General features: G+C 71.4%; 23 protein-coding genes. 9 read left to right on the plus strand and 14 right to left on the minus strand.

Annotated elements, in window-relative coordinates; genetic code table 11:
* Positions 1-311 precede the first annotated feature (311 nt).
* Positions 312-1,784, plus strand: a complete 1,473-nt coding sequence (locus ACWC2B_RS33495; RefSeq protein ID WP_450723307.1) for a helix-turn-helix domain-containing protein — start codon at positions 312-314, stop codon at positions 1,782-1,784.
* A gap of 49 nt (positions 1,785-1,833) precedes the next feature.
* Here the strand turns inward: ACWC2B_RS33495 and argS are convergent, their stop codons facing one another.
* Positions 1,834-3,594: an arginine--tRNA ligase gene (argS, locus tag ACWC2B_RS33500; protein WP_450723309.1), complete on the minus strand. Its 1,761-nt coding sequence runs from the start codon at positions 3,592-3,594 to the stop codon at positions 1,834-1,836.
* Between the two features lie 168 nt (positions 3,595-3,762).
* Between argS and lysS the strand changes: the two genes are divergently transcribed.
* Together lysS and ACWC2B_RS33510 are read left to right on the plus strand one after the other, a co-directional pair.
* Positions 3,763-5,490 (plus strand): lysine--tRNA ligase, encoded by a 1,728-nt coding sequence (lysS, locus tag ACWC2B_RS33505; RefSeq protein ID WP_450723311.1) that lies wholly within the window; start codon positions 3,763-3,765, stop codon positions 5,488-5,490.
* Between the two features lie 129 nt (positions 5,491-5,619).
* Positions 5,620-5,844, plus strand: coding sequence for a hypothetical protein (locus tag ACWC2B_RS33510; protein ID WP_450723313.1), 225 nt, complete (start codon positions 5,620-5,622; stop codon positions 5,842-5,844).
* 7 nt (positions 5,845-5,851) lie between these two features.
* Here ACWC2B_RS33510 and ACWC2B_RS33515 read toward each other — a convergent pair whose 3' ends face one another.
* The 3 genes from ACWC2B_RS33515 to ACWC2B_RS33525 form a co-directional block, all read right to left on the minus strand.
* Positions 5,852-7,147: a DUF2637 domain-containing protein gene (locus ACWC2B_RS33515; RefSeq protein ID WP_450723315.1), complete on the minus strand. Its 1,296-nt coding sequence runs from the start codon at positions 7,145-7,147 to the stop codon at positions 5,852-5,854.
* Positions 7,148-7,251: 104 nt separating this feature from the next.
* Entirely contained in the window at positions 7,252-8,013 is a 762-nt protein-coding gene (locus ACWC2B_RS33520; RefSeq protein WP_450723317.1) for a DUF3558 domain-containing protein, read from the minus strand.
* 34 nt (positions 8,014-8,047) lie between these two features.
* Positions 8,048-8,893, minus strand: a complete 846-nt coding sequence (locus tag ACWC2B_RS33525) for a DUF3558 domain-containing protein (protein WP_450723319.1) — start codon at positions 8,891-8,893, stop codon at positions 8,048-8,050.
* A gap of 210 nt (positions 8,894-9,103) precedes the next feature.
* Between ACWC2B_RS33525 and ACWC2B_RS33530 the strand changes: the two genes are divergently transcribed.
* On the plus strand, positions 9,104-10,297 hold the full coding sequence (locus ACWC2B_RS33530; protein ID WP_450723321.1) for an RtcB family protein: 1,194 nt from the start codon (positions 9,104-9,106) through the stop codon (positions 10,295-10,297).
* A 721-nt stretch (positions 10,298-11,018) separates the two neighbouring features.
* Here ACWC2B_RS33530 and ACWC2B_RS33535 read toward each other — a convergent pair.
* Positions 11,019-12,059 carry a hypothetical protein gene (locus ACWC2B_RS33535; protein ID WP_450723323.1) on the minus strand — a complete coding sequence of 347 codons (1,041 nt, stop codon included), beginning with the start codon at positions 12,057-12,059 and terminating at the stop codon, positions 11,019-11,021.
* Between the two features lie 617 nt (positions 12,060-12,676).
* Here ACWC2B_RS33535 and ACWC2B_RS33540 point away from each other — a divergent pair.
* A complete protein-coding gene (locus tag ACWC2B_RS33540; protein ID WP_450723325.1) occupies positions 12,677-13,504 on the plus strand; it encodes an MmyB family transcriptional regulator in 828 nt (275 codons plus the stop codon).
* 109 nt (positions 13,505-13,613) lie between these two features.
* Here the strand turns inward: ACWC2B_RS33540 and ACWC2B_RS33545 are convergent, their stop codons facing one another.
* Positions 13,614-14,378, minus strand: a complete 765-nt coding sequence (locus tag ACWC2B_RS33545; protein ID WP_189968750.1) for an SDR family NAD(P)-dependent oxidoreductase — start codon at positions 14,376-14,378, stop codon at positions 13,614-13,616.
* Positions 14,379-14,698: 320 nt separating this feature from the next.
* The gene (locus tag ACWC2B_RS33550) at positions 14,699-15,034 is read right to left on the minus strand and encodes a YnfA family protein (RefSeq protein WP_450723327.1); all 336 of its coding nucleotides are present in this window, start codon (positions 15,032-15,034) and stop codon (positions 14,699-14,701) included.
* 266 nt (positions 15,035-15,300) lie between these two features.
* Here ACWC2B_RS33550 and ACWC2B_RS33555 point away from each other — a divergent pair, with 266 nt between their 5' ends.
* On the plus strand, positions 15,301-15,852 hold the full coding sequence (locus ACWC2B_RS33555; RefSeq protein WP_450723329.1) for a hypothetical protein: 552 nt from the start codon (positions 15,301-15,303) through the stop codon (positions 15,850-15,852).
* Between the two features lie 55 nt (positions 15,853-15,907).
* On the opposite strand, the gene ACWC2B_RS33560 is transcribed toward ACWC2B_RS33555, so the two are convergent.
* On the minus strand, positions 15,908-17,449 hold the full coding sequence (locus ACWC2B_RS33560) for an FAD-dependent monooxygenase (protein ID WP_450723331.1): 1,542 nt from the start codon (positions 17,447-17,449) through the stop codon (positions 15,908-15,910).
* Between the two features lie 104 nt (positions 17,450-17,553).
* Here ACWC2B_RS33560 and ACWC2B_RS33565 point away from each other — a divergent pair, with 104 nt between their 5' ends.
* Entirely contained in the window at positions 17,554-18,132 is a 579-nt protein-coding gene (locus tag ACWC2B_RS33565; RefSeq protein ID WP_450723363.1) for a TetR/AcrR family transcriptional regulator, read from the plus strand.
* Positions 18,133-18,199: 67 nt separating this feature from the next.
* Positions 18,200-18,700, plus strand: coding sequence for a MarR family winged helix-turn-helix transcriptional regulator (locus ACWC2B_RS33570; protein WP_450723333.1), 501 nt, complete (start codon positions 18,200-18,202; stop codon positions 18,698-18,700).
* 185 nt (positions 18,701-18,885) lie between these two features.
* Here ACWC2B_RS33570 and ACWC2B_RS33575 read toward each other — a convergent pair whose 3' ends face one another.
* Complete coding sequence (locus ACWC2B_RS33575) at positions 18,886-19,641, minus strand: Mut7-C RNAse domain-containing protein (RefSeq protein ID WP_450723335.1); 756 nt, start codon at positions 19,639-19,641, stop codon at positions 18,886-18,888.
* A gap of 104 nt (positions 19,642-19,745) precedes the next feature.
* The gene (locus ACWC2B_RS33580; protein ID WP_450723337.1) at positions 19,746-20,585 is read right to left on the minus strand and encodes an NAD(P)H-binding protein; all 840 of its coding nucleotides are present in this window, start codon (positions 20,583-20,585) and stop codon (positions 19,746-19,748) included.
* A 311-nt stretch (positions 20,586-20,896) separates the two neighbouring features.
* Here ACWC2B_RS33580 and ACWC2B_RS33585 point away from each other — a divergent pair, with 311 nt between their 5' ends.
* Entirely contained in the window at positions 20,897-21,328 is a 432-nt protein-coding gene (locus tag ACWC2B_RS33585) for a GNAT family N-acetyltransferase (RefSeq protein ID WP_450723339.1), read from the plus strand.
* 41 nt (positions 21,329-21,369) lie between these two features.
* On the opposite strand, the gene ACWC2B_RS33590 is transcribed toward ACWC2B_RS33585, so the two are convergent.
* The 4 genes from ACWC2B_RS33590 to ACWC2B_RS33605 all read right to left on the minus strand — a co-directional run bounded on the left by ACWC2B_RS33590 (position 21,370) and on the right by ACWC2B_RS33605 (position 25,801).
* A complete protein-coding gene (locus tag ACWC2B_RS33590) occupies positions 21,370-21,909 on the minus strand; it encodes a GNAT family N-acetyltransferase (protein WP_450723341.1) in 540 nt (179 codons plus the stop codon).
* Positions 21,910-21,949: 40 nt separating this feature from the next.
* Positions 21,950-22,774, minus strand: coding sequence for an AraC family transcriptional regulator (locus ACWC2B_RS33595; protein WP_450723343.1), 825 nt, complete (start codon positions 22,772-22,774; stop codon positions 21,950-21,952).
* 74 nt (positions 22,775-22,848) lie between these two features.
* Positions 22,849-25,464 carry a magnesium-translocating P-type ATPase gene (mgtA, locus tag ACWC2B_RS33600; RefSeq protein WP_450723345.1) on the minus strand — a complete coding sequence of 872 codons (2,616 nt, stop codon included), beginning with the start codon at positions 25,462-25,464 and terminating at the stop codon, positions 22,849-22,851.
* Positions 25,448-25,801, minus strand: a complete 354-nt coding sequence (locus ACWC2B_RS33605; RefSeq protein ID WP_450723347.1) for an ArsR/SmtB family transcription factor — start codon at positions 25,799-25,801, stop codon at positions 25,448-25,450. The genes mgtA and ACWC2B_RS33605 overlap by 17 nt, the downstream gene beginning before the upstream one ends.
* Between the last annotated feature and the right edge of the window lie 69 nt (positions 25,802-25,870).

Below are 25,870 nucleotides of genomic sequence, written 5' to 3' on the forward strand. Positions count from 1 at the left end.
TGCGTGCCCTGGACACCGCGATGGCGTCAGGCTCGGTAGTGCTGGATCAGCGTGATGAGGGTGGCGATGGACGCGGCCAGGACGACCGCGGCCATCGAATCCGCGAGGTTGAACCGGATGCGGAATCGCATGTACTGCTCCCGGAACGAGCGGTTCGGTTGCTTGCTGCACCTACCTTGCGGGCCGGTCCGGCGGTCCGGCAACGAGCAAGGGACAATGGGGGAAGCTGGAACGCCGAAACACCCTTTGACCTGGGGAAACAACCTGTCCCTGGAATGCGTTCCTGGGATGGATGGGGAGGGTACCGGGGCATGGCGACAACCGAGTCCGAGCAGTTCGCGGCACTGCTGCGGGAGTTGAAGGACCGCTCGGGGCGCAGTTACGGAGTGCTGGCGGGCAAGCTCCACATGAGTACGTCCACGCTCCACCGGTACTGCAACGGCGACGCGGTCCCGAACGAGTACGCACCCGTCGAGCGGCTCGCCCGGCTGTGCGGGGCGACCCCCGAGGAGTCCGTCGAACTGCACCGGCGATGGATCCTGGCGGACGAGGCGCGGCGCCGCTCGCGGGGGGCGAGCCCGGCAGCGCCGGTGGCCGCCGAAGCCACCCCCGCGCCCGCTCCTGTGCCCGCCCCCGCGCCCGCTCCCGACCCTGTCGCCGAGCCCGCTCCCGAGGCCGCCGCCGAGACCGGGTCCGCCCAGGTCCCGGCCACCGCGCCGGAGACCGGCTCCGAGACCGGTCAGTTCGGCGACACCGAGGGCGGCCTTTCCGAGGACACCGAGCTGCCCGCCGTCGGCCCGACCGCCCCGCCCGCCCCGAAACGTACGCGCCACTTCGGACTCGTACCCGGTCGACCGGATCATCCGGGTCGTCCGGGTCGCCCGCTGGGCAAGAAGACGCGGCTCGCACTCATCGGCGCTGTCGTCGTCGCGCTCGCCGTGTCGGCGTCGGCCGTCGCCACGATGTCGGGCCGGCCGAGCGGGAACGACACCGTCGCCGACGCCGGGACGAGTACGCCTCCGGTCACGAACAGCGGCGCCCGGCCCTCGCCGAGTGCCAGCTCCGGCGTGAGCCCGAGCCCGTCCGGCTCAGCCTCCGCGTCCGCCTCCTTGGGTGCCCCGGCTCCGAAGGGGCAGCAGAAGCACAGTCCGGCGGTCGGTGTTCCGCTGAGCGTCGGCATCAGCTCGTACGACTGGGATACGCCCTGCGGCAAGTTCTACCTGCTCGACCAGAAGCCCGGCGCGGTGCCACCGCCCCCGACGAACGAGCAGGACCGGCGCGCCTGGGCGCGGGCGTTGGGCGGGGTCGACGGCGGGGACCTGAAACTGGAGCTCACCGCGACCGGCAAGAGCCAGGACTCGGTGGTGATCACCGGCATCAACGTGCGGGTGGTCGGCCGCGAGGCGCCGCTCAAGTGGACGGCGTACTCGATGGGTTCGGGCTGCGGCGGCGGCGTGGTTCCGCAGACCTTCGACGTCAATCTGGACGCGGCCCAGCCGGTCAGCAAGCCGGTCGCCGGTCATCAGGGCGACGCGGTCGTGCCGGCCAAGGATTTTCCCTTCAAGGTGTCCACGACCGACCCCGAGGTCTTCGACCTGCAGATGCACACCGAGGCGCACGACGTCAGCTGGTACCTGGAGGTCTCCTGGAGCAGCGGTGAGCGCTCGGGCAAGATCCGCGTGGACGACAACGGGAAGCCGTTCCGCACCAGCGCGATCAAGGGCCGCCCAGCGTTCGAATACCGCCTGGACACCAACGTGTGGGACCACCTGGAGATCGGCTGAGAGCCTGTGTCTGAACCAGGCGGCCCCCCCACGGGAGTCGGCGCAGGAGTTACAGGCGCTCGGGCGTCCGGATGCCGAGCAGGGCCATGCCCTGGTGCAGCGTCCGGGCGGTCAGGTCGCACAGGAACAGCCGGTTCTCGACCACGTCCTGCGCCGGGCGCGGCTTGATCACCGGGCACTGGTCGTAGAACGTCGTGAACAGCGACGCCAGCTGGTACAGGTACGCCGCCAGCTTGTGCGGCGCGTACTCGGCCGACGCCTCGTAGACCAGATCGCCGAACGCGTCCAGGTGCAGGCCCAACGCCCGCTCCGCCGGGGCGAGTTCGAGCTCCGGGTGCGCGGCGGCGGTGTCGCCCTCGGACTTGCGCAGGATCGACCTGATCCGGGCGTAGGCGTACTGGAGGTACACGGACGTGTCGCCGTTCAGCGACACCATCTGGTCCAGGTCGAACTTGTAGTCCCGGTTCGCCGAGGTGGAGAGGTCTGCGTACTTGACCGCGCCGATGCCGACGTACCGGCCGTTCTCGACGATCTCCTCCTCGCTCAGGCCGACCTTCTCGGCCTTCTCGCGCACGACCGCGGTGGCCCGCTCGGCGGCCTCGTCCAGGAGGTCCTCCAGCTTGACCGTCTCGCCCTCACGGGTCTTGAACGGCTTGCCGTCCGCGCCGAGCACCGTGCCGTAGCCCATGTTGTGCGCGGTGACCTCGTCGCCGAGCCAGCCCGCCCGGCGGGCCGCCTCGAAGACCATCTTGAAGTGCAGCGACTGGCGTACGTCCACGACGTAGATCAGCGAGGTCGCGTTCAGGTCGGTGACGCGGTTGCGGATCGCCGAGAGGTCGGACGCCGCGTAGCCGAAGCCGCCGTCCGCCTTCTGCACGATCAGCGGGACCGGCTGGTCGTCCTTGCCCCGGATCTCGTCGAAGAAGACCACGAGCGCGCCCTCGGAGCGCACCGCGACACCGGACTCCTCAAGGAGCCGCGCCGTCTCCGGCATCAGGTCGTTGTACGCCGACTCGCCGACGATCTCGTCGTCCTGGATCTCCATGTCCAGCTTCTCGAAGACCGAGTAGAAGTAGACCTTCGACTCGTCCACGAACTGCTGCCACAGCTCCAGGGTCTCCTTGTCGCCGGACTGCAGGGCGACGACCCGCTTGCGGGCGCGCTCCTTGAACTCCTCGTCGGAGTCGAAGACCGTGCGCGAGGCCTTGTAGACCCGGTTCAGGTTCGACATGGCCTCCGCGCCGTCGACGTCCTCCGGCGGGGCCAGCTCGCCGGGGTTCTCGATCAGGTACTGGATGAGCATGCCGAACTGGGTGCCCCAGTCGCCGATGTGGTGGCGGCCGATCGTCTTCTCGCCGGTGAAGTCGAGCATGCCGCGCAGCGCGTCGCCGATGACCGCCGAGCGCAGGTGGCCGACGTGCATCTCCTTGGCCACGTTGGGCTGGGCGTAGTCGATGACCGTGACGCCCGGGTTCTCCTTCAGCGGCACGCCGAGCCGGTCGTCGGCCGCGCGGGCCGCGAGCGTCTCGATGATCGCCCGGTCGGCGAGCGTGATGTTGAGGAAGCCGGGTCCCGAGACCTCGATGTCCTTGATCGCGTCGCCCTGGACCTGGTCGACGACCTTGGTCGCGAGTTCGCGCGGGTTGCCCTTGAGCTTCTTCGCGAGCGCCAGGATGCCGTTGGCCTGGAAGTCGGCCCGGTCGCTTCGTCGCAGCAGCGGGTCGGTGGAGCCGGCCTCCGGCAGGGCAGCCGAGAGGGCGTCCGCCAGGCGCTGCTGGACAGTGGAAGCGAGGGAATGGACCGAGGCCATGAGGTGCCGTTCCTGTCGGGAGTGAGGACGATTGCCCCCCGATTCTCCCACGCGGCCCCCGCCCCTTTCTCCCGAGTTACGGGCAACCCCGGAGGAGCTCGTTCCGTCTGGGAGAATGGGCGTGCCGGCCTCTGCCAGGCAGACGAGGGCATTACGAGAAAGAAGGACGTGCCGACCGTGGCTCAGAGCAGCACCGAGACCGACTGGGTCTCCCGTTTCGCGGACGATGTCATCGCCGAGTCGGAGCGACGTGCGCCTGGCAAACCGGTTGTCGTCGCGTCCGGCCTTTCCCCCTCCGGCCCGATCCACCTGGGCAACCTGCGCGAGGTCATGACCCCGCACCTGGTCGCGGACGAGATCCGCCGCCGCGGGTACGAGGTCCGCCACCTCATCTCCTGGGACGACTACGACCGCTACCGCAAGGTGCCGGCGGGCGTCGCGGGCGTCGACGAGTCGTGGAACGAGCACATCGGCCGGCCGCTGACCTCGGTCCCGGCCCCGGTGGGCTCGGCGTACCCGAACTGGGCCGAGCACTTCAAGGCCGCCATGATCGAGGCGCTGGCCGAGCTGGGCGTCGAGTACGACGGCATCAGCCAGACCGAGCAGTACACGACCGGCGTCTACCGCGACCAGGTGCTTCACGCGATGAAGCACCGCGGCGACATCGACGCGATCCTGGAGCAGTACCGGACCAAGAAGGCCCCGGGCAAGAAGTCGCAGAAGCCGGTCGACGAGGCCGAGCTGGAGGCCGCCGAGGGCTCCGGCGCGGCGGCCGAGGACGACGGCACCGGCTCGACGGGCTACTTCCCGTACAAGCCGTACTGCGGCGGCTGCGGCAAGGACCTCACGGTCGTGTCGGCCTACGACGACGACACCACGGAGCTGACCTACACCTGCTCCGCATGTGCGTTCTCGGAGACCGTCCGGCTCAGCGAGTTCAACCGCGGCAAGCTGGTCTGGAAGGTCGACTGGCCGATGCGCTGGGCGTACGAGGGCGTGATCTTCGAGCCGTCCGGCGTCGACCACTCCTCGCCGGGTTCGTCGTTCCAGGTCGGCGGCCAGATCGTCGAGATCTTCGACGGCGTCCAGCCGATCGGACCCATGTACGCCTTCGTCGGCATCAGCGGCATGGCCAAGATGTCCTCCTCGAAGGGCGGCGTCCCGACCCCGGCCGACGCGCTGCAGATCATGGAGCCGCAGCTCCTCCGCTGGCTGTACGCGCGCCGTCGGCCGAACCAGTCGTTCAAGATCGCCTTCGACCAGGAGATCCAGCGGCTCTACGACGAGTGGGACAAGCTGGAGGCGAAGGTCGCCGACGGCTCGGTGCTGCCCGCCGACGCCGCGGCCCACGCCCGGGCCGCCCGCACGGCCGCCGGTGAGCTGCCGCGCACCGCGCGCCCGCTGCCGTACCGCACGCTGGCCTCGGTGGTGGACATCACCGCGGGCCACGAGGACCAGACCCTGCGCATCCTCAGCGAGCTGGACCCGGCGAACCCGGTCACCTCGCTCGACGAGGTTCGCCCGCGCCTGGACCGCGCCGAGAACTGGATCACCACCCAGGTCCCGGCCGACCAGCGCACCCTGGTCCGCGAGGAGCCGGACACCGAGCTGCTCGGCTCCCTCGACGACGAGGCCCGCGAATCGCTGCGCCTCCTGGTCGAGGGCCTGGACTCGCACTGGTCGCTCGACGGGCTCACCACGCTCGTCTACGGCGTGCCGAAGGTGATGGCGGGCCTGGCGCCGGACGCCAAGCCGACGCCCGAGCTGAAGGTCGCCCAGCGGTCGTTCTTCGCGCTGCTCTACAAGCTCCTGGTGAGCCGCGAGACGGGGCCGCGCCTGCCCACCCTGCTCCTCGCCGTCGGCGCGGACCGGGTGCGCAAGCTGCTCGCCGCCTGACGTACGTACCGCAAGGGCCGAGGGCCGCCACCCGTTCCCGGGTGGCGGCCCTCGTTCCATCTTTCGATGTACTGCGGATTCCATCCCGGGCAGGAGCCATCGGGCCCGACGCCGGGTGACCATGGGGTCATGAACGCGTACATCACCAAGCAGGTTGCCGGGGCCATCGGCTGGGTCATCGGCATCCAGGGCGCACTCGGATTCGCCGGCGCGCAGTTCGGCAACGGACCCTGGGGTTTCCTGCACAAGCTCGCCGACATCCCGGCCGTCGGCTACCTCGCCCTGGCTGTCGTCGGTGCCGCCCTGGCCGTATGGGGCGAGGCAGCCAAGAAGGCCCGGCAGAACGCAGCTTGACGCACCGTCAGGCGATGTGGTCCTCGGCGAGCTCGGCGTCGTAGCGCTGCTTGAAACCGGGGATCAGGCCGCGCAGCAGGGCGGTGCCGCGGGGGTGGGTCACCCCGTGGCCGTCGGAGAGGTGTATTTCGAGGACCTCGACGCTCGGGTAATCGCTGTGCTGGTGCGCGTACCGGCGGAACTCGCCGTACGCCACCTCGGCGAACTCCGCGTCCTCCAGGGAGGATTCCTCCGCCTCCGGCGCGGGCTGCGGGCCCGCCGTGCGCTGGCCGGGTACGCCGAGGGGGCGTTCGCGGCCGGGGCCGGACGGCACCATCACCGGCTCCTGCTGGGGCACTTGGCCCGGCTGGGGCCCGGCTTGCGCTTCAGCCTCCGCTTCCGCGAAGGCCGGGTCGTAGGTGCCCTCGTACACCTCGGGCGAGACGTGCTGGGCGGCGAACCAGGGGCTCTCGTGCGTGGTGGGCTGCTCCGGCTCGACGTACGCCTGCTCCTGCTCGGGGGCCGGGGGCTGGGCCTTGCGCGGGGGTTCCTCGGGGGCGGAGTGGGTGTGGGCCGGGGGCAGCTCGGGCTGTGGCTCGTGCTGCGCGATCACCGGCGCGGGCGGGAGGAGCACCGGCTCCATGCCGGCGGCGGCGAGTCCGGCCGGGGCGGTCTCGGCGAGCGGCACGCCGAACTTCGCCAGGCGCAGCGGCATGAGGGATTCGACGGGAGCCTTGCGGCGCCAGGCGCGGCCGTAGACGGACTGGAGGCGGGCGCGGTAGACGAGGCGGTCCTGTTCGAGCTTGATGACCTGCTCGTAGGAGCGCAGTTCCCACAGTTTCATGCGGCGCCACAGCAGGAAGGTGGGGCCGGGGGAGAGCAGCCAGCGGGTGAGGCGGACGCCTTCCATGTGCTTGTCGGCGGTGATGTCGGCGATCCGGCCGACCGCGTGCCGGGCGGCCTCGACGGAGACGACGAACAGGACCGGGATGACCGCGTGCATGCCCACGCCCAGCGGGTCCGGCCAGGCGGCGGCGCCGTTGAAGGCGATCGTGGCGGCCGTGAGCAGCCAGGCCGTCTGGCGCAGCAGCGGGAAGGGTATGCGCATCCAGGTGAGGAGCAGGTCGAGGGCGAGCAGCACGCAGATGCCCGCGTCGACGCCGATCGGGAAGACGTAGGAGAAGTTCCCGAAGCCCTTGTTGAGCGCGAGCTCGCGGACCGCCGCGTACGAACCCGCGAAACCGATGCCGGCGATCACCACGGCACCCGCGACCACCACCCCGATCAAAATGCGGTGCGTGCGTGTCAGCTGAGTCGCGGCCACCCGCGCCCCCTCCCCTTGTCAAGCAACTGGCGGGCACAGCCTGGCACATGCGTACGGAGTCCGGCCCACAGGGGAGGGCCGGACTCCGTACGGTTGTGAAGGGGCTACTTGTTGTTCGCGGTGGCCACCGCGGCGGCCGCCTCCTTGGCGGTGACGGTGGCGCCCTCCTGGACCTCGTTGGTCTGGGGGGCGTCGGCGCCCTGGTAGCCGGTGCCGTTGTAGTCGACGGCGAGTACGACGTTGGCGGTGCGGACCACCACGACGCCGTACTTGAAGTCCGCGTCGGTCTTCTTCAGGTCGAAGGTGATCGCGGTCGCCTGGTCGCCCAGGCCGGAGACCGGCGAGGTCTTCACGTTCTTCGCGTCGGCGGTCGACTGGGCGGACTTCACGGCCCGCTCGAACTGCTTCTGGGCCAGCGCGTCGCCGGTGCCGAGGCCCTGCGCGGAGTCGTAGCGCTTGAAGTCGACGTCGAGCCAGCGGTAGAGCGAGCCCTGGACGCCCTTGTCGTCGAGGCCGTTCCAGGTGCAGCTCGCCTGGGACTGCGGGTCGGAGGTCTTGCCGACCTCGCCCGCCTTCGTCTTCGCCTTGGGGACGTACTTGTCGATCGACCCCGCACCGATCGACTGGCACGCCTCGGGGAGCTTCTTGAACTTCGCCGGGGCGAGCGAGGGCGACGAGGAGGCCTGCTTGCCGCCGGACGCCGACGAGGACGGCGAGTCCGTCTTCTTGTCGCCGCCCGAGTCGGAGGAGCAGCCCACTGCGACGAGCATCACAGGGACGGCGGCACAGGCGAGGACACGGGCGAGCCGGATGCGCGGGGCCGGGGCGTGCGCCTTTTCGGGGGTGGCCGGGGCTGATCGGTGCATGATTCCTTCGCTCTTCGTTCTTCGCGCTGGCGCGCTATTCGCTGAACTGCTCGACGAGCTTGCCGGCCAGAGCCTGGGCCTGCTCCTGCAGCTCCTTGCTGTCGGGGACCACGGCGGATGCCGCGGCCTGGGCGGTGTACTCGATGGTCACGATCACATTGGACGTACGGAAGACCACAGTGACGGTACGTTGTCCGGCCCCCGAACCGCTGTCGGTGCCGGACGGGGACGATACGTCGTTCAGGAACGCGGCGTCACCGAGCCCGCTCAGCCGGCGCGGCTGGAGGCCGTCCCCGTCGCCGCTCCCCGAGGGGCTCGGGGAGGCCGGGGAACCGCTGGGCGGGCTCACCGCGAGGGACGGGATGCCGGGGGTACCGGAGGCGGGCGGGCCGGACGGCGTCGGGGTCGCGGAGGAGCTCGGGGCGGGCGCGGAGCTCTTGGGGGCGGGCAGGTTCGCCGCCGTCTCCTTCTTCCCGTACAGCTGCTTGGTCTGGTCGTCGTCGCTCACCGCGGGGTCGTAGGAGACGACCCGCTCGAAGTCGACCGTGAGCCTTCGCACACCCTCGGCCGTCTCGTCCTTCCAGCGGCAGCCGACCCGGCGGTCGGTGTCGTAGGTCAGGTCGGCGGTGCCCGCGTACTCCTTGGTGGCGTCGGCCTCCGCGAGGGCGGCCGCGCCCGGCAGCATGTCTTTCAGCACACTCTTGCTCACGGCCCGGCAGGGCTCGGGAAGGGTGCGGTACTTGCCGGGCTGTGCGGCGGCCGACTTGGGCACGCCCGCCTTGGAATCGTCGGTGGGGCCGTCGCCGCCCGAGGCCGCCGAGCAGCCGGACGCGAGCGCCACCAGGAGCGCGAGACCGGGCACGTACGCCTTTCGCTGCACGGTTTCCAGGCTCCTTTCAGCAGGACGACGTAAGAAAAAACGGTTGCCGCCCGAGGGCGGTGGCCGGACACAATGTGTATCGCACGCGCACCTGTGAACGCCGGTCCACTGTCCTGGTTGTGGACCTTGGCTCCAGTTTTTGCCGTACGTGCACTTTCAGGCTTTGGCACGCTGTGGTGCCGTTTTATGCTTTCGGGGGATCGAGGAATTATGTCGTACGTGGAGATGCCCGGGGCACGGGTGCCCATCAGGATGTGGACCGACCCGGCGTCGGTCGACGGCGGTGCGCTCCAGCAGCTGCGCAATGTCGCCACGCTGCCGTGGATCAAGGGCCTCGCCGTGATGCCGGACGTGCACTACGGCAAGGGCGCCACGGTCGGCTCGGTCATCGCCATGCGGGGCGCGGTGTGCCCGGCGGCGGTGGGCGTCGACATCGGCTGTGGCATGTCCGCGGTCAAGACCTCGCTGACCGCGAACGATCTGCCGGGCGACCTCTCCCGGCTCCGTTCGAAGATCGAGCAGGCCATCCCGGTCGGGCGCGGCATGCACGGCGACCCGGTGGACCCGGGGCGGCTGCACGGCTTCCCGACGTCGGGGTGGGACGGGTTCTGGGAGCGGTTCGGGGGGATCGCCGAGGCGGTCAAGTTCCGCGAGGAGCGGGCCGTGAAGCAGATGGGAACGCTCGGATCCGGCAACCACTTCGTCGAGTTCTGTCTGGACGAGTCGGGTTCGGTCTGGCTGATGCTGCACTCCGGGTCGCGGAACATCGGCAAGGAACTCGCCGACTTCCACATAGGCGAGGCGCAGAAGCTGCCGCACAACCAGGGCCTGGTCGACCGCGACCTGGCCGTCTTCATCGCGGACACCCCGCAGATGGCGGCCTACCGCAACGACCTGTTCTGGGCGCAGGAGTACGCGAAGTACAACCGGGCGATCATGATGGCGCTCTTCCAGGACGTCGTCCGCAAGGAGTTCAAGAAGGCCAAGGTGACCTTCGAACCGGTCATTTCCTGTCACCACAACTATGTGGCGGAGGAGCGGTACGACGGCATGGACCTGCTGGTCACCCGCAAGGGCGCGATCCGGGCGGGCTCCGGCGACCTCGGGATCATCCCGGGCTCGATGGGCACGGGTTCGTACATCGTGAAGGGGCTCGGCAACGCGGCGTCCTTCAACTCCGCCTCGCACGGCGCGGGCCGCAAGATGAGCCGCAGCGCGGCGAAGCGGACGTTCTCGACGCGGGACCTGGCCGAGCAGACGCGGGGCGTGGAGTGCCGCAAGGACTCGGGTGTGGTCGACGAGATCCCGGGCGCCTACAAGCCGATCGAGAAGGTCATGGACCAGCAGCGCGACCTGGTGGAGGTCGTGGCGAAGCTGAAGCAGGTGGTGTGCGTCAAGGGCTGAGAGCCTGTGCTCCGGCTCTGCCGGGGCGGTCGGGGTTCTGGCCCTGCTGGGGGTGCCGACTGGGTCTGCTGCCTGGGGTTCTGGCCGGTTTCAACCGGGGGAGTGCGGCCGGGCCGGGGGCTTTCGCCCCCGGCCGCCGCCTCTTCCCGGCCCGCATGCCGGGAAAGCGCCGGAAGGGGCGCGCGGCTGTGCCTTCGGCGAGCCGAAGGCCTGCCGGGCACTGCCCGTATCACGAGGACGTACCGGGGAGGGGTCCGGTTTTGTCCGGGCGGCGGTGGCAGAAGCCGCCCGGTGTCCGCGGGACGCCCGGCAGGGCATCGTCTGCCCATGCCCTGCACTGCCGGTTCTGGCGTACGCGGACAACGTCCTCGTGACAGCGGACGTAAGGGCGATCCGGTGCCGTCCCATGACGGGGCGTCCCATTGATCGTCCTCAACCAGCATGCAGGAAGCGGCGGTGGTTTTCCGCTGAAGATTTATCCGCTGAAAAGCGGGGTGGGAAAAGATCCGGCCCGGCGGGCGGGATACCTGTGACCAACTGGCCGGATGCGCCGGGTGCGAGGGGTGCCGGGCGGGGCTGCTCGCGTCGGGCGGTGGCGGGGGCACTGCTGAACTGATGGTGCGTCAGGTGTCGGAGCCGGGGGTGCCGGGTGTGCGGGGTGCGGCGATCTGGTGGTGCGCGTCGCGTGGTGGAGCCGGGTGCGGTGGGGTGGCGTGGTGCGTCAGGCGGTGGCCTGGCCGTGGTGCGGCGGGCGGTCGTCGATGAGGCGCTCGTCCGACAGGGCCCACTGATAGGTGAGTTCCTGAAGCGTGGACGCTCCGAACAACTGCCGCAAGGTGTGCACCTCCTTGGACAGGCTGCGCAGGCCGATACCGAGGCGCTGCGCGGTGAGCCGCTGCTCGATGCCGCGTGCCATGTCGCGCAGGATCTCGCGCTGGAGCAGCGTCGTGCGCGTCCCGCTGCCTCCGGCCGAGCGTGGCGCGCCGCTGTGGGGGTCGCCGTTCCAGGGGTCGGCGCGGCGCCAGCACTCCTCGAAGACCTCGGCGATGAACGCCACCACGGCCCGGTCCCGTACGTGCCAGGAGGCGTGGCCGGGCGCGGAGTTGACGACGTGATCGGAGATGAACGCCTGGCGCCGATCGATGACCACGCAGCGCTGGAACTGGGTGACCTGGGTACGGAACTGGGCTCCCCGGCCCGTCATCGCGCTCACATAGGCGCGGGTCACCGCGTCGTCGCGGCCGGTGTCGAGATACAGGCTGCGGATGTGGACCCCGCGGGCGAGCGCCGCGCGGTCCCGCTCCTCGACGGCCGTCAGCTGAGCCTGGCTGCGCGGGCCGCAGGGCTGCGCGGTGAGGACCTCGGCGCGGGCCTGTCCGACGGCCTGCTCGATACGGGCGTCGACGAGCTCGGGCTCGCCGAGGAACTCCGAGCCGCGGCCCGAGCGCCACTTGGCGCGTTCGAAGTGCAGGCTCAGCTCATCGGTGACCTGGGGGATGCGGGCCGCGAGCGCGGCCTTGGCCGCCATCCGCCGCAGCTCGTCGTCCAGACGGCGCCGGCCGGCCTCCTGCGGGTCGAGCGCGATGGGCAGGTGCGGCAGCCGCGGGTCGGTGGTGACCAGGCCCCACTCGGCGAGCTCCGCGAGCGCCCGGGCGTCCCGCTCCGGGTCGACGTGCTCATGACGGGTGACCCGGCCATAGACGTCGACGGCCTCGGGTGACAACGCTCCGGCGTTGGCCGCCCGACTGTCCGGTTCGCCCATGTCTGCCCCCGTTGCGACGCTGCGTGTGTGCGCCCTGCGTACGTGCGCACCCCGCTACCGCTTGATCCATGCATGGCTCATCAGCCAGCGTACCTGTGGGGTCTCTCCTGGCGGGTGCCTCGGTGGCCACCCCGACGGGGCGGGCGCCAAAGCTGTGCCCGGAGGGGGCCGACCGTACCCGACCCGTCCACGAAAGGGCACACCTCGCCAATCACCTCCCGGCCCGTGCTCCGGCCGTGATGGCCGCTCCGACCGTGATGGCCGACGCTGTCCTCGCCCAGTGCGCGGTGACCGCTGTGTTCCCAGCCCCTGACGCGTTCGTCTCCGTCCGGGGCCGCTGCGCTGTCGGCGGGCCGTGCCCCCGCCGGGCCGCACCGGCCGGCCGGCGCCCCACGGCCACCCCGTGCACCGCGAGGCGTCGAGCCGCTCCGACAATGGGACGTACGCCGACAATGGAACGTACGCCGAACAGGGGACGCGCACCGGGAAGCCGGTGCACGCCGATCACCCGGCCCGGAGCCGATGGCAGAGTCGGGACCGAGAGTCGGGAGCGGCTGTTCCAACCGCGCGGCCAATGGCGAAGTCAACGGCCGCCCGTTACCGGGGGAGAACCACAGATGGACAAGCCCGCTCTGCGCTCTCTGCTGCGCGAGCGCCGCGCCCTGATCACGCCCGAGAGCCATGGGCTGAGCAGACCCACCCGGCAGGGACGGCGGGCGCCCGGCCTGTCGCAGGCCCAGATCGACCAGATCCTGCACCGGGCTCCCGACACCTACGGCCGCCTGGAGTCCGGCCGCTACCCCAACCCGCCGTCGGACCTGCTGCAGGACGTGGCCCGCCTGCTCGGCATGAACGAGCAGGAGTGGATAGCCCTGTGGCGGTACTGCCTGGGCCAGGACCCGCCCTTCCCCCTGCACTCGCAGTCCGGAGAGGAGATCCCCGGCGTGTGGCAAGAGGCCGTCGACGGCATCGGGCACATGGCGTACGTCAATGACCGGTCGTGGAACCTGCTCGCCCACAACGAGCGCTGGACGGAGATGTTCCCCGGCGGACAGGTGCCGCAGAACACCATGCGGTGGATGGCGCTCGACCCCGCCGCCCGGGAGACCCTGACCGACTGGGAGCACTCCTGGGCCCCGTTGGTGCTGCCCCAACTGCGGGCCGCGCTGGCCGCCGACCCGGCCGACGAGACGCTGGCCCAGATCGAGAAGGAGGTCCTGGAGGACCCGCTCGCCTCCGGGATCTACAACCGGGCCAGCGCCTACCTCCACCTCGACGGCGACGAACGCCCCCTCAACCACGCGGCCCAGGGGCCCGGCTGGGTGACGATGTGCGCCGCCCAGCCGATGGCGGCGCCGGGCGCCCGCATGATCATCCTGGTCTTCCACGCGGGCGAGAAGCGCCGCCACACGAGGGCGCCGATGCTTCGGGCGAGGGCGCGGTAGGGGTGGTGCGGTAGGGCGGGGGGCGAGGGTCGGGGGCTGGGAGGCCCGGGAGAGCGGTGTGGGGACCCGGGTGTGGTGGGCCGGGGTGCCGCTGTCGGCCCGGTCCTGGCTACAGCTCGCGGTGGACCTTGGTGTTGGAGGCCTGGGCGCGGGGTCGGACCACGAGCAGGTCGATGTTGACGTGGCTGGGCCGGGTGACCGCCCAGGTGATGGTCTCGGCGACGTCGTCGGCGGTGAGCGGTTCGGCCACTCCCGCGTACACCTTGGCCGCCTTCTCGGTGTCGCCGCGGAAGCGCGTCGTGGCGAACTCTTCCGTCTTCACCATGCCGGGCGCGATCTCGATGACCCGCACCGGACGGCCGACGATCTCCAGGCGGAGCGTCTCGGCGAGCACGCGGGCGCCGTTCTTCGCGGCCACATAACCGCCGCCCCCCTCGTAGGTGGCGTGGCCCGCCGTGGAGGACAGGATGACGACCGTGCCGTCGCCCGAGGCTTCGAGGGCGGGCAGCAGGGCCTGGGTGACATTGAGCGAGCCGATGACGTTCGTCTCGTACATCTGCCGCCAGTCGTCCGGGCTGCCGGTGGCGACCGGATCCGCGCCGAGCGCGCCACCCGCGTTGTTGACGAGCACCCCGATGGTGCGGAAGGCCGTGGCGAACTCGTCCACCGCGGCCCGGTCCGTCACGTCCAGCGCGTACGCGGTCGCCTGGTGGCCCGCCTCGTTGATCTCGGCGGCCAGCGCCTCGATGCGGTCCTTGCGGCGGGCGGTGACCACCACGCGGTAGCCGGCGGCGGCCAGTTGGCGGGCGGTGGCGGCACCGATACCGCTGCTCGCTCCGGTGACGACGGCGATCGGGGTCCCGGCGGCAGTCATGTCGTGCTCCTCGCGCGTGTGGCGACCGGCGCAGCGGTCGAGGTGTGGCGGTCGATGGGGTGTCGATCGGAAGGTGTCGACAGGCGTCGACCGGACGGTGGCGGTCGACGGGGTGGCAGTCGAAAGGCGGCGGTCAAAGGGGTGATCGAAACCGATACGCGGCCAGGATAGGCGGAGTGGTGCGATCCCTGCCGGGACGGTCTGGGACGTGCTGGGGGCGGGTGCGGTCGAGGGCGGGCGGGGCCGGATTCGGGCGGACCGTTCGGGCGGGGTGGGGGTGGGGGCGGATGCGGGTGGGGCCCGTTCGGGTGGGGCGCTTCTCAGCGGCCGCGTGGGGCGTACATGATCACGGCCATCCCGGCCAGGCAGATCAGGGCGCCGGTGATGTCCCAGCGGTCGGGCCGGTAGCCGTCCGCGACCATGCCCCAGGCGATCGAGCCCGCGACGAAGACACCGCCGTACGCGGCGAGGATCCTGCCGAACTCGGCGTCCGGCTGAAGCGTCGCCACGAAGCCGTAGATGCCGAGCGCGACTACTCCGGCGCCGATCCAGACCCAGCCCCTGTGGTCCCTGACGCCCTGCCAGACGAGCCAGGCCCCGCCGATCTCGAACAGGGCGGCCAGAACGAACAGGAGAGCTGAGCGGGCGACGAGCATGGTGCTCAGGGTGGCATGGAGCGGAACGGTGTTCGGGACGGCCGCCGGGGTGGCGCTCCCAGGAAATAAGGGGTGAAAGGTACCTTTCGCTCATGATGGTTCGTGTGATGAACAGATCGAGCAGGGTGGGTGGAGCCGGAGCGCCCCGCCGAATCGACGCCCGTCCGAGCGGGAGCCGTCGTACTGGGGCCCGTCCGGGCGGGGCTCGTCGTACCGGAGCCCGTCGCACCGGGGCTCGCGGAGCTCTGGCAACGGTCGCCGTCGCCGTGCTGGTGGCCGCGGCGCTCATCGCGACCGGCACGCCGAGCGGGGCGACCGGCCCCGAGCCGGAGGCCGGGCCTGCCGGTGCTGCCGGGATCGACCGTGGCGTCGGCGCTGTTCCGGAGGCGGCCGATGTCGTCGGGCCCGCGCCGGCGGCGGCCGGCGGCGCCGTGGCCGAGGCGGATGTGTCGTATCACGGTCATGTCTCCCTCTGGAACGGCCGGGTCGGCATCTGGCTCGCGACGGACAACCACGGTCCTGCGCCGGTCTCCGGAACCACCGTGCGGCTGCGGTTCTCGGTGGCCCTCGACCCCCGCGCTGCCCTGCCGCCCAACTGTCTGCGCACCGGTCCGGCGGTGGTGCAGTGCGGCACCGGCTCGATGCGGGCGGCGGGAGCCGGCGGGCAGCTCGCCCTGGACGTGGCGACCGTCGGCATCCCGACCGAGGTGGGCGTCGACATCGACACCACCTGGAACGGCGGTGCGAGCGACCACAACCCGGCCAACAACACCCACCGCGTGCTGGCCCTGGCTACGGGCGACCCGTACACCTACTGAACTCCTGAACGGCCGGGAGCGCGGGGCGGGTTGGTCCTCTTGGGCCGGCCCGCTGTTATGCGCGCCCCGTCCAGCGGGTGAGGGCCGCGTGCAGGCCGGGCGCGTCCGGGCGGTCGCTCGCCCAGGCCACGTATCCGTCGGGGCGGACGAGGAGGGTGCTGCCGCGCTCGCTCTTCCAGTGCGCGCATATCGCGCCCTCCGGCGCCGCGACCCGGCCGTCCCGCGGCGCCACCAGGACGAACTCGCCCCGCCGCAGCACCTCGTAGAGGCGGCCTTCCGCCAGCTCCAGGTCGGGGGCGCGCTTTCCGGTGAGCGGGTGCGATCCGCGCTCGGCTCCGTACGAGATGCCGAGGCCGCTGATCATTCCGATCGCCTTGTCCGCGGCAGGGCGTACGGCGTCGAGGAATCGGACGAGCACGGAACGGGCCGCCCGCTGCAGGGGGTTGTGCGCCATGGCGAGCCGCACGAGCGCCCCGCTGCTGCGCAGGACCGCCTCGCCGACCGGGTGGCGCTCCGCCTGATAGCTGTCGAGCAGGGCCTCGGCGTCGGTGGTGCGGCCCCGCAGCACCGCGGCGAGTTTCCAGGAGAGGTTCGCGGCGTCCTGGAGGCCGGTGTTCATGCCCTGGCCGCCGGCGGGGGAGTGGACGTGCGCGGCGTCACCGGCGAGGAAGACCCGGCCGACCCGGTAGGCCGGGGACTGCCGCTCGTCGCTGTGGAAGCGGGAGATCCAACGGGCGTCGTGCATCCCGTAGTCGGAGCCGAAGGCCTCTCGGGCGATCGTGCGGAGCTCGTCGAGGTCGACGGGGGCGGTGTCGGGGACTTGGCGCTTCCGGTTCCATCCCATGACCCGGTAGTAGCCGTCGCCGAAGGGGGCGATGAAGGCGAAGGAGTCCCCCGCGCCGTTGACGGTGAGCATGTTCTCCGGCTCCTCGGTGAGCCGCACGTCCGCCAGCACGATCGAGCGGATCACGGCCACGCCGGGGAACGGCAGCCCGAGCGCCTTGCGGACGCCGCTGTGCACACCGTCGGTGCCGACGAGATAGCGGGCCCGGACCGAGACGGGCTCCTCGGCATCGCTGTCGCGGAGCTCGGCGGTCACCCCCTCGTCGTCCTGGTGGAGGCTCAACAGCTCGGCCCCGTAACGGAATTGGACGCCTTCGGACAGCGCGCGCCGCTCAAGGAGCTGCTCCACCTCATACTGCGGGGCAACCAGCAGGTACGGGAAGCGCGTGCGCAGCCGGGTCAGGTCCAGAGCGAGCCGGCCGAACATGCGCATGCGGTCCATCACCGTGCCCCGCTTGACCAACTCGTCGGCCAGGCCGCGGGCGTCGAGCATTTCCAGCGTGCGTGCGTGGACGACGAAGGCGCGCGTCATGTTGCTGATCCCGTGCGCCCGGCGCTCGACGACCGTGACGCTCAGGCCGGCGGCGGCCAGGTCGCCCGCGAGCAGCAGCCCGGTCGGCCCCGAACCGACCACGAGGACATCACTGGTCAGAGGGGCTTCGGGCCGGGGAGAGTTCATGGAACGGGCGGAACCGGGCGAGCTGGACGAGCTTGTCGAGCCGGTGGAGCCGGACGAGTTGCTGGTGCCGTTCATGGCTGCCTCCTCGGTGCCAACGGTTGTTGGTCAACGCTTGTTGGCAAATGTAGAACCATCCGGACTGGCATGTCAACACTTGTTGGCCTACAGTCGTTGGCATGATGACCGACACCCCCACCGGAGGCCCCCGCCGCACCTCCGGAGTCACCAAGGCCGCGATCCTCGAAGCCGCCCGCGAGCGCTTCGCGGCCGACGGCTACGAGCGCGCGACCATCCGGGCCATCGCCCGGGACGCGGGGATCGACCCGTCGATGGTGATGCGTTATTACGGGAACAAGGAGGGCCTGTTCGCCGCCGCCTCCGAGATCGACCTGGGCCTGCCGGAGCTGGGGGGGCTGCCCGGCAAGCACATCGGAGCCGCGCTCGTCGCGCACTTCCTCGACCGCTGGGAGGCCGACGAAGTGCTCACCGCACTGCTGAGGGTCGGAGTCACCAACGCGGCCGGCGCCGAGCGGGTGCGGACGATATTCGCCGAGCAACTGGTCCCGGTGGCCGCCGGTGTCTGTCCCGAGCCAGCCGATGCCCCGCGCCGGGCCGCGCTGGTTTCCTCGCAGATCCTGGGCATGGCGATGGCCCGCTATGTACTGCGCTTCCCGCCCGCGGTCGCGATGTCCCGCGAGGAGGTGATCGCCTGGCTGGCCCCCACCCTGCAGCGCTACCTCACGGCCGAGCGGCCTTAGGTCTCTGCGTCGCAGGGGTTCTGTCGCACCCTGCCTCCGCAACTCCTCTGCGCCGTACACTTTCTGCATGGCACAGAAGAAGAGCGGCGGAGAGCGGGCCCATGCCGACCGGGCCGGGCTGATGCGCGACCTGGGCGCCGTCTCGCGCCGCTACATGGCCTCGTACGCGCTCTTCAATCAGGCGCTCGCCGACCATCTGGGGCTGCATCCGACGGACCTCCAGTGCCTCAACCTGCTGGGTCTCGAACCCGGGCCCGTCACCACGGGGCGGATCGCCGGGCTGACCGGGCTCACCACCGGTTCCGCGACCCGGCTCGTGGACCGGCTTGAGAAGGCCGGGTATGTGACGCGGCGCCGCGACACCGAGGACCGCAGGAAGGTGCTCGTCGAGGTGGTGCCCGAGCGGATGGCGGAGCTCGGCAAGGTCTGGGGCCGGCTCAACGGTGCCTGGTGGGAGATGTTCGACGCGTACGAGGACGACGAGATCGCGTTCATCGCCACCCATATGCGCCGGACCGTCGACCTGAGTGCCACCCAGATCGAACGCCTCAGGGACGGGCGGCTCTGACCTTCTGGCGCGTCTGATGGGTCTGATGGGCGCGTCCGGTCGGCGCCTGTCGCAGGGCAATGTGCCGCCGGGAGGCTCCAGCCGGGCTGACCAGCCTGTTCCGGTGGGCAGCCGGCGGGATCCCGTGTGCAGTTGACGGGACCCGTTCCCGGCCCGACCGGTCAGCTGGCCGTCCCGGGCCGCGGCTATCCGGCTCGGTCCGCCGGGCAGGTCCCCGCCGCGCCGAACTCGCGGACGGCCTCGTCGACGATCGCCTCAAGGCTCGCGTGGTGCGCGCCGCGCCAGTAGACGCGCTCGCAGGAACTGCACTCGGCGAACACGTCGTACGTAGTGCGGGTGCCGTGTTCCAGGCGCTCGCCCACCGACTCCTTGTCGGCCTCCCGCAGCGGCGCGTTGCAGGCGGTGCAGCGGGTCCAGGGCGCGAGGGCCGGGGCGAACCGGCCGAGTACGTCCCGGAGTTGCTCGTCGGTGCGGTGGCTGTACACGTACGCCCCGGCCCACAGCTCCCTGCGGTGCAGCAGCCCGCGGTCCCGGGAGAGCATGACGCGCTGTTCCCGCGCGGAGAGCGCGGCCAGCGCCGGGTCCCCGATGTCCTCGCTCTCGTACGCGGCGTCGACGCCGAGCAGCCTCAACCGGCGTGCCAGCGTGCCGAGATGGACGTCGAGGAGGAAGCGGAGCGGGGCGCCGGGCACCTTTTGCGGGCGTTCGACGGCGCGCACCTCGATGAACTCGCCCGCCGACGGGATGTGCGAGACCGGTACCTCGCGGCCGTCGGCGAGCAGCCGCCCGGCCTCGGTGAGCGGAACGCCCAGGGATTCGACGACGTGGCCGAGGGTGGACACGCCGTCGGTCACGACGGCGCTGCGTCCCTCGCGGCGCTTCGTCGGAACGAAGAGCCGCAGCTCAGGGGCGAAGTCGATGTGGATCTCCGGTCCGTTCACGCGGTCAGGATCGCATTGCCACGGGGGCCGGGGCCAGGGATTTCGGGGCGTGCCCCGGTGCTCGCGCCGGAGCGCCGGGGGCTCGCTCGTGGTGCGGGGATTCGTCAGGGGCGGAAGGCGTCCGCGTTTTCGTCGGCCCAGGCCGCAAAGGTTCGGGCCGGGTGGCCGGTCAGCTCTTCGACGGCGTTGGTGACGGTGTCGGGGCGGCCCTGGTGCGCGGCGAAGTAGTCGAGCAGCGCGTCCGCGACGGCCGGGGGTATGTAGTCGGCCATCGACTCCTTCCATGCCTCGGCGCTCACGGCGTTGACGCCGATCGTCCGGCCGGTGGCCTCGGCGACCACCGCGACCTGCTCGGCGGCACTGAGGGAGGCGGGCCCGGTGAGGTGGTAGGCGCGGCCGCGCAGTTCGGGTCTGGTGAGAGCGGCGAGCGCGGCTTCCGCGATGTCCGCCTCATGGATGGGGCTGGTCTGTGCCTCGGGGTAGGGGAGGTCCACGGTGCCGGTCGACTTGGCCGCCCAGGACCAGCCAAGGGCGTTGCCCGCGAAGGCGCCGGGTTGCAGGACGGTCGACTGGATGTCGGAGCGTTCGAGGCCGCGCTCGACGGCGAGGTGCATGGCCGCGATGGCGTTGGTGTCGGCGCCGGCGTCGAGCACGGAGCTGGAGGAGAGCAGCACGATGTGCTGGACCCCGGCGGCCTTCGCCTCGGCAAGGAACGCCTCGATGTGCTTCGGGTTGGCGTACAGGAAGACCGACTCGACTCCGCTCAGCGCGGCCGGGAACGTCGCCGGGTCGTCGAGGTCGAGGACGACGCGCTCCACGCCGGCCGGGAGGGTCAGCTTGTCGGGGCTGGCGGAGGCCGCGCGAACGGCGATACCGCGCTCCTGGAGCAGCGGGATGAGCGTGGCGGCGACCTTGCCGCGGCTGCCGGTGATCAGAACCGTCATGGTGTAAATACCCTTCGGACAAAGGAAGTTGAGGGAGTGCGTCAGCTGACACGCAAGGAGCGAGCCTGCGTCGCGGCCGGTCGCCGCGGTGGGCGTCGGCGTGGCGGGGCGTGATGCGGGGTCTCGCCGCGGCGTCAGCGGGCTGCTGCCGGGGCGTCGAAGGCAGTCCGCCGGGTCGGGGTCCCGCCACTAAGATGTGCTGTGCAGAATCTGCGTTACGCAGATAAATATCCTCGCCGAGGTCTCGCCCGTCAAGCGCGTTTCGTCGGGCCGGGCCGAGTGGAGCCGGGTGGGAGCCCTACCCTCCCCGTATGAAGATCATTGACCTGGAGCCGGGCGACCCGCGTCTGACGGACGACCTGCTGCCGGTACTCAGCGAACTCCGCCCGCACCTCACCGAGGAACTCTTCGCCGAGATCTACGGGGAGGGGCACGCCCAGGGGCTGCGCTTCACCGCCGCGTACGGCGACAACGGGGCCTGCGTCGGCGCCGCCGGGTGGCGGATCATCGTCAACACCGCCACGGTCCGCAAGCTGTACGTCGACGACCTGGTCACCGCCGCCACCGCCCGCTCCGCCGGGGTGGGGCACGCCCTCCTCGCGCACCTGGAGAGCCACGCGAGGGCGGCCGGCTGCACCTCCCTCAACCTCGACTCCGGCACCCACCGCACCGACGCGCACCGCTTCTACTTCCGCGAGCGCATGGCCGTGACGGCCTTCAACTTCGACAAGCGGCTGGACTGATGGGCCGGGCCCCCGCCGGGTGAGGGTGGCCCCTGATGGGGTCAGCCCCCGGCGCCCAGGTCGATCCGCCAGTCGTTGGAGCGCAGCCACGTGCCCGGCGGGTACTCGAACTCGACCTCGCCGGCCCACTCGAACCCGGCCTTGCGGCACGTGGCGTTGGAGGCGGCGTGGTCCACGGACGGGTAGGCGTGCAGCCGGCGCCGGCCGCCCGCGGCACGGGCCTCCTCCACGACCGCCAGGAGCGCCGCGACGGCCAGGCCACGGCCCTGGAACTCGGGGAGGATGCCGTACCCCGTCTCGTACACCGCCTCGCCCTGCCATATGCGCGGCCAGTACCCGACCGATCCGACGGTCTCGCCCGTACCGTCGAGGACGACCTTGAACATCCGGCCCTCGGTGGCCGGGCGGGCGCTCATCGCCCTGTACTTGTCGTGCCGGGACAGCACCTTCTCCTCGGACTCCGGGCCGCCGAGGTGGTCGGTCATCTCCGGCGCGTTCTTCCTCCGGAGCAGGCCGAGGTCGCCGTCCGACCAGGCTTCGAGGCGGATGTGCGGGGGAACTTCACGGGTCGTGTCGCTCATGTCGAAAACAGTAAACGCCGGGTCTGACAACGGCAGTTGATCATGCGCGGGAGGCGCCGGGGCGCAGGGCCGAGGGCGGCGCGCCGAGCGTGGCGGTGAAGTCCCGTACGAGATGGGCCTGGTCGGCGTAGCCCAGCTCGGCGGCCAGCCGGGCCCAGTCGACGGCGTCGGTGGATTCGGCGTGTTCGAGGGCCTCGTGGATGCGGTAGCGCAGCACCACCCACTTCGGGCCGACGCCCACATGGGCGGCGAAGAGCCGTTGCAGGGAGCGCGGGGACAGCCCAGCCTCGCGGGCGAGTGCGTCAACCCGGAGGACCGTGCGGTCGTGGCGGATGCGGTCGACCAGTTCCATCGCGAGCTCCACCTGCGGGTCGGGCCGGGGATCGAGGCCGAGCAGGAAGGCGTCGAGGGCGGCGACCCGGTCCTCGTCCCGGTCCGGTGACAGCACCGACGTGGGACCGGCGGTGGGGAACACAGGGTCGGCCGGGATCACCCGGTCCGTCCACCGGGAGACGGGGAACCCTGGCGCGAAGGGCCGGAACCCGCCCGGCCGGAACTGGATCCCGCACACCCGCCCGCGGCCCGCCAACTTCCGTGTGTCCAGTGCCAGTCCGACCCCCGAGAGCTCCAGGAAGTCGGGCCGGCCGTCGTCGTACCGCTGGAAGACCAGGTTGACGGAGGGGTGCGGCACCACGTGCGAGGCGTATGGCTGGGGCAGGTCCCAGTCGATCAGCCAGTAGTGCTCCAGGTAGGGGCGCAGCGCGGGCGCCGGCTCATGGCGGCGGAACCGTACGTGCGCGAAGAGATCGGCAGCATCGACGATGCCCCGGGTGTCGCGCCGCGGGCCGGAGTTCTGCGCTGTCATGGGCCGATCCTATGGAGCGGCCGCCTCCTGAGGAGGACTGCCTTGCGCGGAGGCGGCAGCCGAGTCGGCATCCCCTACGGGAGAGGCCGCTCCGAACCGGCCGCCTCCTGGGGAGCAGCCTTCCGCCGAGCCCGTTGCGCGAACCAGTACAGCGCGCCCGCGTACAGGGCCAGCACCAGGACGAGCAGCGGGTAGTACGCCAGGGGCAGCGCGGCCATGCCGATGAGCGGGCCCAGGGGCGAGAGGGGGAGCAGCAGGCCGGTCAGCGCGAGGACGCCGGCGGTGACCGGGATGCCGCCGCCGCGGCCCGTGCGCAACAGGACCATCACCAGGGCCTGGGTCAGCAGGTTCTCCGTGAACCAGCCCGCGTGGAAGGCCGTTTCGGCTCGGGTGTGGCTCACGGCCCAGACGAGCACCGCGAAGGTCGCGAGGTCGGCGGCGGCATTGAGCAGGCCGAACCCGGTGACGGAGGCGAGGACTTCACGCGGGCGCAGCTTCAGCGGGCGGCGCAGCGCCCCGGCCCGCGGACGGTCGTACGCGAAGGCCAGCTGGGCGGCGTCGAAGCACAGGTTCTGGACCAGGACCTGGGCCGGCAGCATGGGCAGGAACGGCAGCAGCAGACCGGCGGTCAGCATCGCGATGACGTTGCCGAGGTTTGAGGAGAGCGTGATCCGCAAATAGCCCGCGATGGTGGCGCCGCTGCTGCGCCCCGCCACGATGGCGTGGTCGAGCGAGGTCAGATCCTTCGCCGCGAGCACGACATCGGCCGTCTCGCGGGCCACGTCCACGGCTTCGGGCGGGCAGATGCCGACGTCACAGGCGCGCAGCGCGGGCAGGTCGTTGACGCCGTCGCCCAGGAATCCGGTGACATGGCCGCGCTCGCGCAGGACCCGTACGATCCGGGCCTTCTGCTCGGGGGAGCAGCGGGCGAAGACAGTACCGCTGTCGGCGAGTTCGCCCAGTTCGGCGTCGCTGAGGGCGTCCAAGGAGGCGGCGGTGACGACCTCGCCGGGCTCCAGGCCGAGTTCGCGGCAGGCGCGGGCGGCGGTGCCGGGGTGGTCGCCGGTGAGGACCTTCACGGCGACGCCTCTGTGGAGGAGGGCGGTGAGCGCGTCGGCCGCGGTCTCCGCCGTGGCGTCGCGCAGCCCGACCAGGCCCTGGAAGGTCAGCCCGCGCTCGTCCCTGGTGGTGTACGGGCGCCTGGCGGCGGGCCGTTCGGCGAGTGCCACCGCGAGGACGCGCAGCCCATCGGAGGCGAGGCGGTCGGCGAGCGCGAGTGCCCGTTCCCGTTCGCCGTCGGTGAGCGCGCACCGTTCCAGGACGTCCTCCACCGCGCCCTTGACCACCAGGGTGTGGTGGCCGAGCCGGTGCGGTGTGTTGACCACGGCGGTGGACAGGCGGCGTACCGGGTCGAAGGGGAGGGCGGTGACGGCGTCGTACTCCAGGGCGTCCAGGCCCTCGGGGAAGCGTTCCTCGGCGGCGTTGAGGAGGGCCTCGTCGAGGGCGTCGGCGCTGGGCAGTTCGGCGAGCTGCAACGTCCACAGGCTGTTGACGGCGGCCCAGTGCAGCACCGAGTCGTCGGGGGTGCCGGACGCGTCGAGCGCGCAGTCCAGGACGGGCCGGTCCTGGGTCAGGGTGCCCGTCTTGTCCAGGCAGACGACGTCGACGGCGCCCAGGTCGTGCAGCGCGGGCAGGCGCTTGACGATCACCTGGTGGGTGCGAGCAAGCGCGGAGGCGCCCCGGGCGAGGGTGGTCGTCACGATGACCGGCAGCATTTCAGGCGTGAGCCCGACCGCGACCGCCACCGCGAACGGCAGCGTCTCCAGGCCGCGGCCGCGGAGCGCGGCATTGGCCATCAGGACCAGCGGCGGGGTGAGCAGCATGAAGCGGATCAGGATCCAGGAGATGCCGTACACCGACCGGTCGAAGGCGGTCGTGCGCCGGTCGTTGCCCGGCAGCCTGTCGGCCCTCGCGAGCCGGGTGTCGGCGCCGGTGGCGACCACCACACCGGTGCCGCTGCCGGAGGCGACACTGCTGCCCTGGAAGCAGACTTCGGGACGGTCGAAGTCCTGGGCGCCGATGGCGCCCGCCCGCACCTGCGCGAACGGCTCGTCCACCGGGTGCTTGGGGACCGGCGCGGACTCCCCGGTCAGCGCCGCCTGATGCATCGTCAGGCCGGTGGACCGCAACAGCCGCAGATCCGCCGGTACGAGGTCGCCGGACGCCAGGCGCACCACGTCGCCCGGCACCACCTGGTCCACGGGCACCTCGCGCGAGACCGGCGCCGCGTCCTCGTCCGCTCTGCGCAGCACTGTCGCGGTGCTCGCCACCAGCTCCCGCAGCCCGGCCGCCGACCGGTCGGCGCGGTGCTCGCCGGCCGCCCGCAGCGCACAACTCACCACCACGAGCACGGCGATGACCCCGGCGGTGGCCCAGGCGGCCACGGCCGCCGAAACCAGTGCCAGGCAGGCGAGGACGGCCGTGAACGGGTCGCGCAGGCTGCGGAGGAAAATAATCGGGAGGGAGGGAACTCGGCGCGCCGGAAGGACGTTTTCCCCATACCGCGTGAGTCGTTTCTCGGCTTCTGACTCCACCAGCCCCCGTGGGCCGGAGCCGAGGGAACGCAGCAGCTGCAGAGGAGTGCTCTTTGACAACTGCAGAGAAGAGATCCGCTCAGGCGCCGAGGTCACGGACGAGTCCCGACGGTCCCGGCAGCTTTACGCCCCCGCCCAGCCGGGCGACCAGCCAGCGCACCATCTGAGCCACATCGGGATCGTCGACGAGATAGACGACCCGGCGACCCTCCCGCCGGGACCGGACGAGCCCCGCGAGTTTCAGCTTCGCCAGATGCTGACTGACGGCCGGCAGCGCACCGCCGACCCTCTCGGCCAGCCCCGACACATCGGACTCGCCGTGGCTCAGCGTCCACATGATGTGCAGCCGCGCGGGCGAGGCAAGGAGTCCGAAGACGCCCGCTGCCTCGCCGAGCACCTCGGCGGACGGGTCGGTGCTGTTCGCCGTCGTCACCGTCGTCTCCCGTCTCCTGGGTGTGGTGGCCGTTCCTGTCGCCCCGGGCAGCCAGTCTAGGGGCGCCGA

Source organism: Streptomyces sp. NPDC001415, from assembly GCF_053597395.1.

Bases quoted from the DNA above. Each gene is read 5' to 3' on its own strand.
- ACWC2B_RS33510 (WP_450723313.1), top strand. From the start codon at position 5,620: ATGAACGCGTACATCACCAAGCAGGTTGCCGGGGCCATCGGCTGGGTC.
- ACWC2B_RS33540 (WP_450723325.1), top strand. From the start codon at position 12,677: ATGGACAAGCCCGCTCTGCGCTCTCTGCTGCGCGAGCGCCGCGCCCTG.
- ACWC2B_RS33550 (WP_450723327.1), bottom strand. From the start codon at position 15,034: ATGCTCGTCGCCCGCTCAGCTCTCCTGTTCGTTCTGGCCGCCCTGTTC.
- ACWC2B_RS33535 (WP_450723323.1), bottom strand. From the start codon at position 12,059: ATGGGCGAACCGGACAGTCGGGCGGCCAACGCCGGAGCGTTGTCACCC.
- ACWC2B_RS33590 (WP_450723341.1), bottom strand. From the start codon at position 21,909: ATGAGCGACACGACCCGTGAAGTTCCCCCGCACATCCGCCTCGAAGCC.
- ACWC2B_RS33580 (WP_450723337.1), bottom strand. From the start codon at position 20,585: ATGACGGTTCTGATCACCGGCAGCCGCGGCAAGGTCGCCGCCACGCTC.
- argS (WP_450723309.1), bottom strand. From the start codon at position 3,594: ATGGCCTCGGTCCATTCCCTCGCTTCCACTGTCCAGCAGCGCCTGGCG.
- ACWC2B_RS33595 (WP_450723343.1), bottom strand. From the start codon at position 22,774: ATGACAGCGCAGAACTCCGGCCCGCGGCGCGACACCCGGGGCATCGTC.
- ACWC2B_RS33585 (WP_450723339.1), top strand. From the start codon at position 20,897: ATGAAGATCATTGACCTGGAGCCGGGCGACCCGCGTCTGACGGACGAC.
- ACWC2B_RS33545 (WP_189968750.1), bottom strand. From the start codon at position 14,378: ATGACTGCCGCCGGGACCCCGATCGCCGTCGTCACCGGAGCGAGCAGC.
- ACWC2B_RS33495 (WP_450723307.1), top strand. From the start codon at position 312: ATGGCGACAACCGAGTCCGAGCAGTTCGCGGCACTGCTGCGGGAGTTG.
- ACWC2B_RS33530 (WP_450723321.1), top strand. From the start codon at position 9,104: ATGTCGTACGTGGAGATGCCCGGGGCACGGGTGCCCATCAGGATGTGG.
- ACWC2B_RS33565 (WP_450723363.1), top strand. From the start codon at position 17,554: ATGACCGACACCCCCACCGGAGGCCCCCGCCGCACCTCCGGAGTCACC.
- ACWC2B_RS33560 (WP_450723331.1), bottom strand. From the start codon at position 17,449: ATGAACGGCACCAGCAACTCGTCCGGCTCCACCGGCTCGACAAGCTCG.
- ACWC2B_RS33520 (WP_450723317.1), bottom strand. From the start codon at position 8,013: ATGCACCGATCAGCCCCGGCCACCCCCGAAAAGGCGCACGCCCCGGCC.
- ACWC2B_RS33570 (WP_450723333.1), top strand. From the start codon at position 18,200: ATGGCACAGAAGAAGAGCGGCGGAGAGCGGGCCCATGCCGACCGGGCC.